The organism is Rathayibacter sp. AY1E2 (genome assembly GCF_002932325.1).
Taxonomy (GTDB): domain Bacteria; phylum Actinomycetota; class Actinomycetes; order Actinomycetales; family Microbacteriaceae; genus Rathayibacter.
Map to the genome: position 1 here is coordinate 37,891 of NZ_PSVO01000012.1, position 12,795 is coordinate 50,685.

The following is a 12,795-nucleotide window of genomic DNA, read 5'->3' on the forward strand; positions in this document are numbered from 1 at the left end:
CCGCGCGCCGCAGGTGCCTCGCCCGAAGGGCCGAGCACCGAACGGCGGATCCGCGTGCCAGCGGATCCGTCTCGGTGCGGACGCTCCCCGCTCCTCCCCACCCGGCCACCTCCGCAAGCCGACCGCGGCACGGGCGACGAGGAACGAGGAGCCCGTGCGAACCAGCACCGAACGGCGGATCCGCGTGCCAGCGGATCCGTCTCGGTGCGCACGCTCCCCGCTCCTCCCCACCCGGCCACCTCCGCAAGCCGACCGCGGCACGGACGACGAGGAACGAGGAGCCCGTGCCAACCAGCACCGAACGGCGGATCCGCGTGCCAGCGGATCCGTCTCGGTGCGGACGCTCCCCGCTCCTCCCCACCCGGCCACGTCGGCGAACCGACCGCGGCACGGGCGACGAGGAACGAGGAGCCCGTGCGAACCGACTCAGAAGAAGCCCATCGGTCCTTCCGCGTAGGAGACGAGGAGGTTCTTCGTCTGCTGGTAGTGGTCGAGCATCACCTTGTGGTTCTCGCGTCCGATGCCCGACTGCTTGTAGCCGCCGAACGCCGCGTGCGCGGGGTACTGGTGGTAGGTGTTCGACCAGACGCGGCCGGCTTCGATGGCCCGGCCGGCGCGGTAGAGCTGGGCGCCGTTGCGGCTCCACACTCCGGCGCCGAGGCCGTAGAGGGTGTCGTTGGCGATGCCGATCGCGTCGTCGAAGTCGTCGAAGGAGGTGAGGGCGAGGACGGGGCCGAAGATCTCCTCCTGGAAGATGCGCATCGAGTTGCGGCCCTCGAACACCGTCGGGTTGACGTAGTAGCCGCCGCTGAGGTCGCCGCCGAGGTCGGCGCGGTCGCCGCCGATGAGCAGCTTCGCTCCCTCCTGCTTGCCGATGTCCATGTAGGAGAGGATCTTCTCCAGCTGGTCGTTCGAGGCCTGGGCGCCGATCATCGTGGCGGTGTCGAGCGGGTTGCCCTGCTTGATCCGCTTGACCCGCTCGAGGCCGTCTCCGACGAAGTCGTCGTAGATCGAGCGCTGCACGAGCGCCCGCGACGGACAGGTGCAGACCTCGCCCTGGTTGAGGGCGAAGAACGAGAAGCCCTCGAGCGCCTTGTCGTAGAAGGAGTCGCGTTCCGCGGCGACGTCGGCGAAGAACACGTTGGGGCTCTTGCCGCCCAGCTCCAGCGTCACCGGGATGAGGTTCTCACTGGCGTACTGCATGATCAGGCGGCCGGTGGTCGTCTCGCCGGTGAAGGCGATCTTGCGGATGCGCGGGTGGGAGGCGAGCGGTGCGCCCGCTTCGAACCCGAATCCGTTGACGACGTTGAGCACACCGGCGGGGATGAGGTCGCCGATCAGGTCGAGCAGCACGTGGATGGACGCCGGCGTCTGCTCGGCCGGCTTCAGCACCACGCAGTTGCCCGCGGCAAGCGCCGGCGCGAGCTTCCACACGGCCATCAGGATCGGGAAGTTCCAGGGGATGATCTGCCCGACCACGCCCAGCGGCTCGTGGAAGTGGTACGCGATCGTGTCGTGGTCGATCTCGGAGACGCCTCCCTCCTGCGCGCGGATCGCTCCGGCGAAGTAGCGGAAGTGGTCGATGGCGAGGGGGATGTCGGCGGCGAGGGTCTCGCGCACGGGCTTGCCGTTCTCCCACGTCTCGGCGACGGCGAGCAGCTCGAGGTTCGCCTCCATGCGGTCGGCGATCTTCAGGAGCATGTTCGAGCGCTCGGCGGGGCTGGTCTTCCCCCAGCTCGCGAACGCCTTCCAGCCCGCCTCGACGGCGCGGTCGACGTCGGCGGCGGTGCCGCGGGCGATCTCGCAGAAGGGCTTCCCGGTGATCGGGGTGATGTTCTCGAAGTACTGGCCGCTCGCGGGGGCGACGTACTCGCCGCCGATGTAGTGGTCGAAGCGCGAGCGGAAGGAGGCGACGGATCCCTCCGTGCCTGGATTCGCGTAGACCGTGGAACCGGGCTCCTGGGGTGCCTGCTCGGCGACCTGGTCGGCGTACAGCGTCATGTGGACCTCCATCGACGTCGTTGTCGTGGGCGCGGGGTGGGCGCCCGGTCCTGACGCTACGTCGCGGGGGGTTGCACGACGTTGCACGGGTCGACGCACCGGCGGGAGCGGCGAGGACGGAGGCCGGACCGGCCGGGCGGAGACGCGGCCGCCCGAGGAGGAGGGCCCCGCGGCCCGGACCTCAGACGCTCGCGAGCAGGCGCTGGGCGATCCGGCTCATGTAGACGCCGTAGGTCACCGTGGCCGCTGCGGCCCCCGCGCCGACCCAGGACCACACCTGCGGCCAGGCGGAGCCGTCGACGAGGACCACGACGACTCCGATCGCTCCGACCAGCGTCGTCCAGGTGGCGAGCCAGAGGTCGAGGGTCCGGCCGAAGATCCTCGCCATCGGGTAGAAGTGCAGGCCCACGATCACGGCGATGGCCGGCACGAGGAACCGCTCGAGCCCGGTGCCGGTGAGGACACCCACCGCGACACCGATCAGCACGCCCTCCGCGGCGAAGACCGCTCCGAACAGCAGACCGTTCGGCTTCGCCGCGTGGTCGGCGTCGGTGAGCTCCACCGCCATCCTCCGCCGGGCGACGAGGAGGCGGACGGCCTGCACGGCGAAGACCACGGCCGCGAGCGCGCAGACGGCCACGGCGGTCGTCGCCGCCGGTGCCGGCCAGCCGACCGTGGTGTCGCTCGCCCACCACATCGTGAAGACCGCCATCAGGAGCAGGCCCCCCGCGACTCCGCTCGCGAGGGCCCGGGGAGGTGGTGCGAGGGTGCTCATGCGTCGAGGCTAGCGAGGCGGCTCCGCGGCCGGACGGCTCCGGCGGCACTCCCGGGAGCGACCGGAACGGCTCAGCGCTGCTCCGCCTCGATCGTCTCGAGGTGCGCGGCGACACCGGCACGCCGGGGCGAGCGGGGCGGGAGGACGCGCAGGAGCTCCCGCCACACCTCCGCGTCGTCGCGGCCGTCAGGGCCCTCCGCCCAGGCGAGGAGGGTCGCGGGCGCCGCATCGGCGAGGACGCTCGCCCGCACCCGCAGGCGCAGCTCGCCGGCGATCGCCCGGATCCCCGGCGCCTCGGACGAGGGCAGCGGCGCGCCCCGGTAGGCGTCCAGGGCGAGGCGGTGGGAGCCGCGGTCGAGCAGGCCCAGCACCTGGCGGGCGTCGAGGTCGACCGGGCTCGCCAGGCGGTAGGGGCGCGAGAGGGGCACCAGGCGCGGGAGGGTCGGCTCGAGCGCGCGGCGCAGCCGCACCATCTCGGCGCGGACGGTGACCACCGCGTCATCCCGGCCGTGGAGCAGGAGGGCGAGCTGCTCGGCCGAGAGCCCGGCCCGATGCCAGGCGAGCAGGGTCAGGATCTCGGCGTGCCGGCTGCTGAGCTCGAGCGTCGCTCCGGCGGCCGTCACCAGGCCCGTCTCGCGCCCGAGGACCCGCAGGCTCGGCGCCCGGGCCGCCGCCGTGCTCCGTGCAGCGGGCCGCCGCGGGCGAAGGAGCCGCTGCACCATCAGCTCGCTCTCGACGGCGGCGGCCGTGGCCTCCATCAGCGGGAGGGTCTGCGGGGCGACGACGTCGGCGCCGCCGGTGATGTCGATCACTCCGAGGATCTCGTGCGTCTCGGGGTCGTGCACGGGGACTGCGGTGCAGCTCCACGGGTGCACGAGCGAGGCGAAGTGCTCGGCGCCGTGGATCTGCACGCCGTGATCGAGCACGAGGGCCGTCCCCGGCGCGGACGTCCCGACGTCGGGCTCGGCCCACGCGGCGCCCTCGACGAACGACATCCCCTCGGCGAGGCTCTTGAGGTGCTGGTCCCCGTCGATCCAGAGCAGCCGCCCGAGCGCGTCGCCCACCGCGACGAGCACGCCGCTGTCCTCGTCGGCGTCGCGCACCAGCAGGCGGCGGATCACCGGGAGGACCGAGGCGAGCGGATGCCCGGTGCGGTACTCGCGGAGGTCGTCGCCCGAGAACGAGAGCGGCGCAGTCAGCCGGTCCGGATCGAGGCGCCGCCGCCGCGCGCGCTCCCACGACTCCTCGACCAGCGCGCGCCGCCGACCGCTGCCAGGGCGGGCCAGCCACGGGTTGGTCATGCGCTCCGCCTCGTCGTCGGGTCGGTGGGAGTCGACGCTACTCCGCGGAGCGCGGCGGCGCCTCTGTCGCACCTGTCCGCCCCGAGGCGCACCGGTCCGCAGCGGGTGCGGTCACCGGTCGATGGTCGCCGTGTTCGCCTCGTCGTGCCGATCCCCCGCGGCCGGCTCGAGCCTCTCGAGGCGCTCGATCAGCTCGGGACCGAGCTCGACAGCGTCGGCCGCGGTGTTCTCCTCCACCCGAGCGACGCGGCGGGTCCCCGGGATCGGGGCGATGTCGTCTCCGCGGGTCAGGATCCACGCGAGCGCGGTCTGCGCCGGAGTCGCTCCGATCTCCGCACCGATGGCGCGGACCTCGTCGGCGAGCGCGAGGTTGCGGCGGAAGTTGTCGCCGATGAAGCGGGGGTTCGACTTCCGCCAGTCCCCCTCGGGGATGTCGTCGACCGAGCGCAGCTGTCCGGTGAGCAGCCCGTGACCGAGAGGCGAGTAGGGCACGAATCCGATCCCGAGCTCGCGGAGGAGCGGCAGGATCTCCGCCTCGACGTCGCGCGTCCAGAGCGAGTACTCGGTCTGGAGCGCCGACACCGGCTGGACGGCGTGGGCGCGCCGGATCGTCGCAGGCGAGGCCTCGGAGAGCCCGAAGTGGAGGACCTTGCCTTCGGAGATCAGCTCGGCGACAGCTCCGGCGGTCTCCTCGATCGGCGTCCCGCGGTCGACCCGGTGCTGGTAGTAGAGGTCGATGCGGTCGGTGCCGAGCCGGCGGAGGGAGCCCTCGACAGCGGCCCGGATGTTGCGCGCACTGCTGTCGACGACGCCTGGTCCTCCCCCGGAGTGCGAGACGAGGCCGAACTTGGTCGCGATTCGCACCTCGTCGCGGCGGCCGCGGACGGCCCGGCCGACGAGCTCCTCGCTGTGGAAGGGACCGTAGATCTCCGCGGTGTCGAGATGGGTCACTCCGCGATCGAGCGCCCGGTGGATCGTCCGGATCGACTCGTCGTCGTCGAGAGCTCCTCCGGTCGTGTAAGTGCCGGCCATGGTCATGGCGCCGAGGCCGATCCTCGAGACGGTCAGGCCTCCGAGACGTGCGTTCTTCATGCCCTGCTCCTTCTGTCGTATCGGGACGCCCCAGTCTCCGCTCGTCGCTCGAAGGAGCGGGAGGCCCTGCCGACGGGGTCACCGGCAGTACCCCGCTCCGAGCAGCCGCAGGCCTTAGCGTCGAGACATGGACAGCCACGACGACCTCAGGGAGTTCCTGACGACCAGGCGCGCCCGCCTGACGCCCGAGCAGGCCGGGCTGCCCGACTTCGGCGGTCGTCGACGAGTCCCGGGACTGCGCCGGGAGGAGGTCGCTCTGCTCGCGGGGATGAGCCCGGAGTACTACCGCAGACTCGAGCGCGGTACCGCGGCCAGCGTCTCCGAGGCCGTCCTGGAGGGGATCAGCCGGGCGCTGCGCCTGGACGAGGCGGAGCACGCCCATCTGCTCGACCTGGTCCGCGGCGCCGCGCCAGGGCGCCCGACCCGCGGAAGCCGCCCCGCGCCGCGCGCGCGGACCCTCCGTCCCGACGTCCAGCGGATGATCGACGCGATGTCGACGGTGCCGGTCTACGTGCAGAACGGGCGACTCGACTGCATCGGGACCAACCGTCTGGGGCGAGCGCTCTTCTCGGAGATGCTCGTCGGCCGGGCGGGCCCTGCGAATGCGGCTCGGTTCACCTTCCTCGACCCGCGCGCCCGGACCTTCTACCGCGACTGGGAGAACGGTGCGGGGCAGATGGTCGCCGTCCTGCGCAGGGAGGCGGGGCGGAGCCCCTTCGATCGGGTCCTCGGCGACCTGGTCGACGAGCTCTCGACGGGCAGCGATCTCTTCCGCCGCATGTGGTCCTCCCACGACGTCCGCGAGCACAGCACCGGCGCGAAGAGCATCCGCCACCCGCTCGTCGGTGATCTCGACCTCCACTTCGAGGCCATGGACCTCGCCTCGGAGCCGGGACTCCAGCTGCTGGTCTTCACTGCCGCTGCCGCCTCCCGCTCCCAGGACGGCCTGACTATGCTGGCGAGCTGGGCTGCGGACTCGACGGCCGCGGACCTCTCCACCGCGTGACGGCCGCCTCCGGATCGTCGCGGATCCTCACTCGGCCCGTCTCGACCGCCGGCCGCGCCCCCGCACCGCCAGCAGCAGCACCGCCGCCACCAGCACCGCGACGCCCAGGACGGCTCCCGTGGTCAGCCGCTCGCCCAGCACCGCCACGCCGAGGAGAGTCGCGGTCGCCGGCTCCAGGAGGGTGAGCGTCGAGACGGTCGCCGCGGGAAGCGCTCGCAGGCCGCGCGCGAAGAAGGTGTAGGCCACGGCGACCGTCACCACTCCGAGCCAGAGCACGGCCGGGATCGAGCCGGAGAGCCGCGACGGATCGCCCAGCAGCAGGAACGGGAGCGCGAGCAGCGCCGCGGCTCCGAACTGGGCTCCCATGGCGGCGACGGGGCTGAGCCCGCGCTCGAGCAGCAGCTTGCTGCAGACGGCGTAGAGCGCGTAGGAGGCGCCGGCGCCGGCCGAGGCGGCGAGGCCGGGGAGCGTCACGCCGCCGGATCCGCCGCCGCTGAGGAGCACCACGCCGACCGCGGCGAGCGCGGTCGAGGCGAACCAGCGCGGGCTCGGGGTCGTCCGCAGGACGAGCCACTCCAGCAGGCCGGTGAAGGCGGGAGCGGAGCCGAGGGCGACGATCGTGCCGACCGCGACTCCGTTCTGCGCGGTGCCGGTGAAGAAGGCGGGCTGGTACGCGGCGACGCCGACCGCTCCGAGCACGACGAGCAGCACGACGGCGCGGGTCGGGCGGGAGCGGCTCCGCCGGCGCAGAGCCTCCACGCCGAGGAGAGCGGCCAGCAGGGCGCCGCCGAGGACGATGCGCGCCGCCCCGAGCAGGAGCGGATCGACGCCCGCCGCTCCGAGGGCCTGGGCGGTCCCCGTCGTGCCGAAGCAGACGGCGGCGAGGAGGACGGCGCCGATCGCCGAGGTCCGGGCCCCGCTCATCCCGCCTCGCTCCCCCGGCCGCCTGATGACCGGCTCCCAGTGTCCCAGGGATGGGCGCGTGCTCTTCCGCCTCTCGCACCGGGGGCCCAGGATGGAGGGACCGGACTAGCGGAGGAGCACGACGTGGGCATCGCGGAACCGTTCGACCTCGAGGACCACCACCGCAGCGCGCACGGCGCCCTGCGCGAGCACTTCTCGGTGCGCGAGTTCGAGGAGGTGCCGCTGGACCGCGAGGCCATCGTCGCCACCGCGTACCTGCGGGCGATCGAGCACGCCACCGTGGCCCGGGTGCTCCCCCTCGCGCGCGCCCACCCCGACGAGCAGGTCCGCGCGTTCGCGTCCGTCTGGGCCGCCGAGCGGCACCGGATCGCCGACGCCCTGGGCGACGTGCTCGCGGCCTCGCCGCAGATCCGCGGCATCGACGTCCGCCCGCCGGAGCCGACGGTGAGGTCGCGCCCGCTCCTCGACCGCGCCGCGGCCTCCCTCGCCGGCCCCGTCGCGCTGGCCCTCGCGGTGGACGCCCGGGTCGCGGTGCACGGCTACCGCCGGCTCGCCCGGCTCTCGCTGCACCCCGAGATGGAGCGCCTCGCCGAGACGGTCACGGGCATCCTCGAGCGGCAGGCCGACTTCTTCACGGTGCACGCGGCGGGACGCCTCGGACGCCCGCTGCCGCGCCGGGTGCAGGCGGCCGGCCTGCTCGCCGTGCTGCGCCTCCCGATCGGCGAGGCCGACCTGCCGGAGGCTCTCGCCCGCGAGGGTCGGGAGCTCGTCTTCGGCCGGGACGACGGCGGACTCGACGGGATCGACGCGGGCGTCGTCGCGGCGTTCGCGCTGCCCTGCACGGCGGCCCGGCGGCTCGTGCACCCGTACCGGCCGGTGTCGATCCGTGCCGCGCACCGCCTCGGACGGCTCGCCGCCGACACCCGCGCCGCCGTCACGACCCTGCTGGAGCAGGTGCGCGAGTAGCGGCGGCGCTCAGCCCAGCAGCTCGCGCACGTCCTCGGCGGTGATCCCGCCGGTGGCCGCCGCGCCGTCGTCCGACATGACCGCGGCGAAGAGCGCGGCCTTCGCCTCCTTGAGGGCCATCACCTTCTCCTCGATCGTGTCCTTCGCGACCAGGCGGTAGACCATGACCGAGCGGGTCTGGCCGATGCGGTGCGCGCGGTCGACCGCCTGCGACTCGGTGGCGGGGTTCCACCACGGGTCGAGCAGGATGCAGTAGTCGGCCTCGGTGAGGTTGAGCCCGAAGCCGCCGGCCTTGAGCGAGATCAGGAACACGCCCGCCGCGCCCGAGCGGAACCGATCGATGACCTCGTCGCGCTTCTTCGTCGCTCCGTCGAGGTAGGCGTACTCGATGCCCGCCGCGTCCAGCCGCCCGCGGACCCGGCCGAGGAACCGCGTGAACTGGCTGAACACCAGCACGCGGTGCCCCTCGCCGAGTGCGTCGCCCAGCAGCTCGTCGAGCAGGTCGAGCTTGGTGGAGGGCACGCTCTCGTGCGCCTCGTCGACCAGTGCCGCGTCGAGCGCGACCTGGCGCAGCACGGTCAGCGCGCGGAAGATCGCGAAGCGGTTCTTCTCGAAGTCGCCGATCAGGCCCAGCACGCGCTGCCGCTCCCGCGCCAGGTACGTGTCGTAGACCTTCCGCTGCTTCGGGCCGAGCTCGACCTCGAGGGTCTGCTCCTGCTTGGGCGGCAGCTCCTTGGCGACGAGCTCCTTGGTGCGCCGCAGCATCAGCGGGCGGATGCGCCGCCGCAGCTGCGAGAGCTTCTCGCTGTCGGCCTCGCGCTCGATCGGCTTCTGGTAGAACTCGACGAACCCGGCGGGCGAGGGGAACAGGCCCGGAGCGACGATCGACAGCAGCGACCAGAGCTCCATCACGTTGTTCTCCATCGGCGTTCCCGTGATGGCGAGCTTGAAGGGCACGTCGAGCCGGCGCGCGAGCTGGTGCGTCGCCGACTGGCGGTTCTTGACGAACTGCGCCTCGTCGAGGAGGAGCCCCGACCACTGGATTCCCGAGTACGACTCGTAGTCGAGCCGGAACAGGGCGTAGGAGGTGACGACCAGCTCGGCCTCGCCGATGACGCTCGAGAGCGCCTTCCGCTTCTTCTTCGACGTCTCGTCGATCCCGACGACGCGGAGGTCCGGGGCGAAGCGCTTGGCCTCGCCGACCCAGTTGGGCACCACGCTGGTGGGCGCGACGACGAGGAACGGGCGCGGCGAGGTCCCCGCCTCCGCGGCCGCGGCGCGCTGCTCCTGCATCACCCGGGTGACCAGGGCGAGGGACTGCACGGTCTTGCCCAGGCCCATGTCGTCGGCGAGCACGCCGCCGAGCTGGTTGTCGTAGAGGAACGAGAGCCAGTCGTAGCCGAGCTGCTGGTAGGGCCGCAGCTCCACGGCGAAGCCCTCGGGCAGGACCCGCGACTCCAGCGCACCGGTCGCGGTGAAGCCGGAGAGCCCCTCCACGGAGCGGCGCCACGCGGCGGCCTGGGCCTCCACGACGCCCAGCTCGACCAGCTCGTCCCAGAGGGAGGACTGGAACCGGCTGATCCGCAGGGTCTCGCCGGGGTCGTCCGAGAGCTCGCGGGCCTCGGCGATCAGCTCGCGGAGGCGGCCGAACCGCTCGTCGTCGAGGGCGAAGTAGACGCCGCTGGGCAGCACCATGTACTCGTCGCCGCGGGCGAGCGCGAGGAAGATCTCGGCCAGCGGGACCGCCTCGTCGTTGACGGTGACGGAGATCTCGAGGTTGAACCAGTCGCGGCTGTCGGGCTGGGCGACGGTCTGCACGGCGACCACGGGCGCGGTCTGCGCCTCGCGGTACTCGACGCGCTCGCCGATCTCCTCGATCTCGACGGTGCCGAGCTCGCGGAGCCGCTCGACCTCGCCGGTGAGGAAGCCGACGGTCTGCATGCCGCGCAGGTCGAAGGTGGGGCGCAGGCGCCTGCTCGACGGCGACACCAGGGCGGGCGTCGACTCCGGGTCGAGACCCGCTCCGACGAGGGAGTCGAGGATCCGCTGCTCGGCCTCGGGGTCGCGGTAGCCCGCGTCCTCGCCGACCCGCAACGGGAGCCGCTCGGCGTCCACGCCGCCGCGCGCCCCCTCCACTCCGTAGCGCCACCACCACGAGCCGCGCAGGCCCGCGCCGTCGGTGTGCTCGAGGGTGAGGCCGAGGCGCGGCTCGGGCACCGCGGGCGCCTCGAAGGAGCCGTCACGGGAGACGATGTCGAACAGGCGGTGCAGCCGCTGGTAGTGCTCGGTGAGGAACGCCGACTCCTCGGCCACCGGGATGCGGATGGCCTCGCGGCTCCAGAGGAACGTGCGCGCGGAGGACAGCAGCGGCGCGGCGAACGGGATGAGCGTGACCGGGCGGGCGCGCATCTCGTCGCCGCCCTCCCACGTGTAGAGGCCGACGGCCGGGTCGCCGATGAAGCCGAACTCCTCGGGCGCCGGGTGGTCGCCGATCGCGACGAGCGAGCGCAGCTCGAGGCCGGCGGCGGTGCGCGTGACGTCGATGGAGGCGGTGGCCGTCGTGTCGAGGATCTTCAGCGGCGTCTGGTCGCGGTCGCCCATCACCAGGCCGATGCCCGCGCGGACGGCGCCGTGCAGTGCCGCCCAGATCGCCTCGCTCCGGCACTGGTCGAGGTAGAGCCAGGTGTCGGGCGAGTAGTAGCTGGAGGCGCTGTGCCCGGAGAGCAGGCCCTGCATCTCGCGGATCACGTCGATCTGGCGCTCGTCGTAGTCGTGGCTGTAGTGCAGGTAGCCGAGGTCGCGCCAGCTGGTGCCGGTGCGGACCCAGCGGTCGCGGTCGCCCATCCGCACCGGGCGCACACCCAGGCGCGGGCGCGGCTCGGGCGGCGGCCGGTAGGAGTTGTAGCGGCCGGGCGGGCGACGCACGGGCTCGCCGGGCAGCAGCTCGAACTGCAGGCCGAGCGGGATGCCGGTGTGCGAGCGCTCCGCGCCGGCGAGGAGCGGGGCGAGCGCGCTGCGCCACTCCGGGACGGCGTCGACAGCGGCCTCGCCCGGGAAGGGACCGGCCACTCCGCCCTCGCGCTCGCGGCGCAGGGCCTCGATGAGAACGGCGGCGACGTGCTTGCACTCGTGCTTGACCGGGCAGCTGCAGGCGCCGCCGAGGAGGGTCCAGTGCTCGCCCTCGTCGCGGAGCTGCACGCTCACGGCGTACGGCGAGCGCCCGGATCCGCGGACCTGGCCGAAGAGGCGGGTGCGCCCGCCGAACCACTGCAGCTCGCGCACGCGGCCCTCGTCCGCGTACGCGGTGCCCTTCTCGACGGCGGCGGTTCCGACGAGGGCGCGGATGTCCTGCTCGGAGAAGGGCTCGTGGCCGGCGGTCACCGGCCCGGGTGCGGCCGACGGCAGCACCTCACCGGGGGGACTCTGGCGGGCCATGGACCTCACGCTCTCCGCGCTCGAACGAGCGCATCCGTCTATTCAACCCGATTCCGGAGGCGCTGCGAGCCGCGGGCCGGGATCCGTGGAGGACGCACGGCCGTCCCTACGATGGAGGGATGCCCCGTCTGGCCGTCGTCTCAGCGCACACCTCCCCGCTCGAGCAGCCGTCGACGGGCGACGCGGGCGGGATGAACGTGTACCTCGCGGCGGTGCTCCCGGAGCTGGCGGCGCTCGGCTGGGAGATCGAGGTGCTGACCCGCGGCGAGGGCGTCCGGATGCTCGCGCCGGGTGTGCGAGTGGTCGGCGTGCCGGTGCCGGCGGGCGACAAGTACGCGCTGGCGGCCGCGGCGCCGGAGTTCGCGCGCGCCGCGGAGGGGGCCGACGTCGTGCACTCGCACTACTGGGTGTCGGGCCTCGCGGGGGCGCTCACCGGCAGGCCGCACGTGCACTCGATGCACTCGGGCTCGCTCGCGAAGAACGCCCGGCTCGCCCCGGGCGACGTCGCGGAGCCGCAGCAGCGGATCGACGCGGAGCGCGCCGTGCTCGCCTCCGCCGACGCGATCGTGGTGGCGGGCGCCTCGGAGCAGGAGGACGTCGTCAGCGGGTACAGCGCGGATCCGGACCGGGTCGTCGTGGTGCCGCCCGGAGTCGACGCGCGGTTCCGCCCGGGCGGCGGCGAGCGCTCCGGAGTCGTCCTGGTCGGCCGGGTGCAGCCGCTCAAGGGCCAGCTGCTGGCGGTCGAGGCGCTCGCGAGAATCGCGCCGGCGGAGCGGCCGGTGCTGCGGCTGGTGGGCGGGGCGGCACCGGGCCGGGAGTCGTACCTCGACGCGGTGCGCGCCGCGGCGGCTCCGCTAGGAGACCGAGTGCTGATCGAGGGGGCCGCCGACCGCGACCGGGTGGCGGAGCGGCTCCGGAGCGCGCAGCTGGCGCTCGTGCCCTCGGCGGCCGAGACCTTCGGGCTGATCGCGCTCGAGGCGGCCGGCAGCGGCACTCCGGTACTCGCACGCAGGACGACCGGCCTGGTGGACGCGGTGCGCGACGGCGGGAGCGGCGTGCTGCTCGACTCCGACTCCCCCGCGGCGTGGGCTGAGGCGATTCTGACCCTGCTGGGCTCGCCCGGTGAGCTGGCGCGCCTCCGCCGCGGCGGCGTCGACTGGGCGGCCGCCCACTCCTGGCCGGCCGCAGCCGCCCGGCTGGACGCCGTCTACCGCGGCCTGTCGGCTCACTGAAGGAACCCCGGACCGTCGACGGACCCCGCTCCGCCGGGTCACCTCGACGGGTCGGGGTCCCCT

General features: G+C 73.6%; 9 protein-coding genes. 3 read left to right on the top strand and 6 right to left on the bottom strand.

The features are described from left to right. Positions 1–426: 426 nt before the first annotated feature. The 4 genes from C5C49_RS10280 to C5C49_RS10295 all read right to left on the bottom strand — a co-directional run bounded on the left by C5C49_RS10280 (position 427) and on the right by C5C49_RS10295 (position 5,169). Positions 427–2,001: an aldehyde dehydrogenase family protein gene (locus C5C49_RS10280; protein WP_104346135.1), complete on the bottom strand. Its 1,575-nt coding sequence runs from the start codon at positions 1,999–2,001 to the stop codon at positions 427–429. A gap of 181 nt (positions 2,002–2,182) precedes the next feature. Then, entirely contained in the window at positions 2,183–2,776 is a 594-nt protein-coding gene (locus C5C49_RS10285) for a hypothetical protein (RefSeq protein ID WP_104346105.1), read from the bottom strand. Positions 2,777–2,847: 71 nt separating this feature from the next. Beyond that, complete coding sequence (locus C5C49_RS10290) at positions 2,848–4,077, bottom strand: GAF domain-containing protein (protein ID WP_104233439.1); 1,230 nt, start codon at positions 4,075–4,077, stop codon at positions 2,848–2,850. A 111-nt stretch (positions 4,078–4,188) separates the two neighbouring features. Beyond that, positions 4,189–5,169: an aldo/keto reductase gene (locus C5C49_RS10295; protein WP_104328855.1), complete on the bottom strand. Its 981-nt coding sequence runs from the start codon at positions 5,167–5,169 to the stop codon at positions 4,189–4,191. 127 nt (positions 5,170–5,296) lie between these two features. On the opposite strand from C5C49_RS10295, the gene C5C49_RS10300 reads away from it, so the two are divergent. Then, positions 5,297–6,175, top strand: a complete 879-nt coding sequence (locus C5C49_RS10300; protein ID WP_104346106.1) for a helix-turn-helix transcriptional regulator — start codon at positions 5,297–5,299, stop codon at positions 6,173–6,175. Positions 6,176–6,202: 27 nt separating this feature from the next. On the opposite strand, the gene C5C49_RS10305 is transcribed toward C5C49_RS10300, so the two are convergent. Next, positions 6,203–7,099 (bottom strand): EamA family transporter, encoded by an 897-nt coding sequence (locus C5C49_RS10305; RefSeq protein WP_104346107.1) that lies wholly within the window; start codon positions 7,097–7,099, stop codon positions 6,203–6,205. Positions 7,100–7,222: 123 nt separating this feature from the next. Between C5C49_RS10305 and C5C49_RS10310 the strand changes: the two genes are divergently transcribed. Next, entirely contained in the window at positions 7,223–8,065 is an 843-nt protein-coding gene (locus C5C49_RS10310) for a hypothetical protein (RefSeq protein WP_104249760.1), read from the top strand. A 9-nt stretch (positions 8,066–8,074) separates the two neighbouring features. On the opposite strand, the gene C5C49_RS10315 is transcribed toward C5C49_RS10310, so the two are convergent. Then, positions 8,075–11,500, bottom strand: a complete 3,426-nt coding sequence (locus tag C5C49_RS10315) for a DEAD/DEAH box helicase (RefSeq protein ID WP_104233442.1) — start codon at positions 11,498–11,500, stop codon at positions 8,075–8,077. A gap of 119 nt (positions 11,501–11,619) precedes the next feature. Here C5C49_RS10315 and C5C49_RS10320 point away from each other — a divergent pair, with 119 nt between their 5' ends. Beyond that, positions 11,620–12,732 (top strand): glycosyltransferase, encoded by a 1,113-nt coding sequence (locus tag C5C49_RS10320; protein WP_104346108.1) that lies wholly within the window; start codon positions 11,620–11,622, stop codon positions 12,730–12,732. Positions 12,733–12,795: the final 63 nt, after the last annotated feature.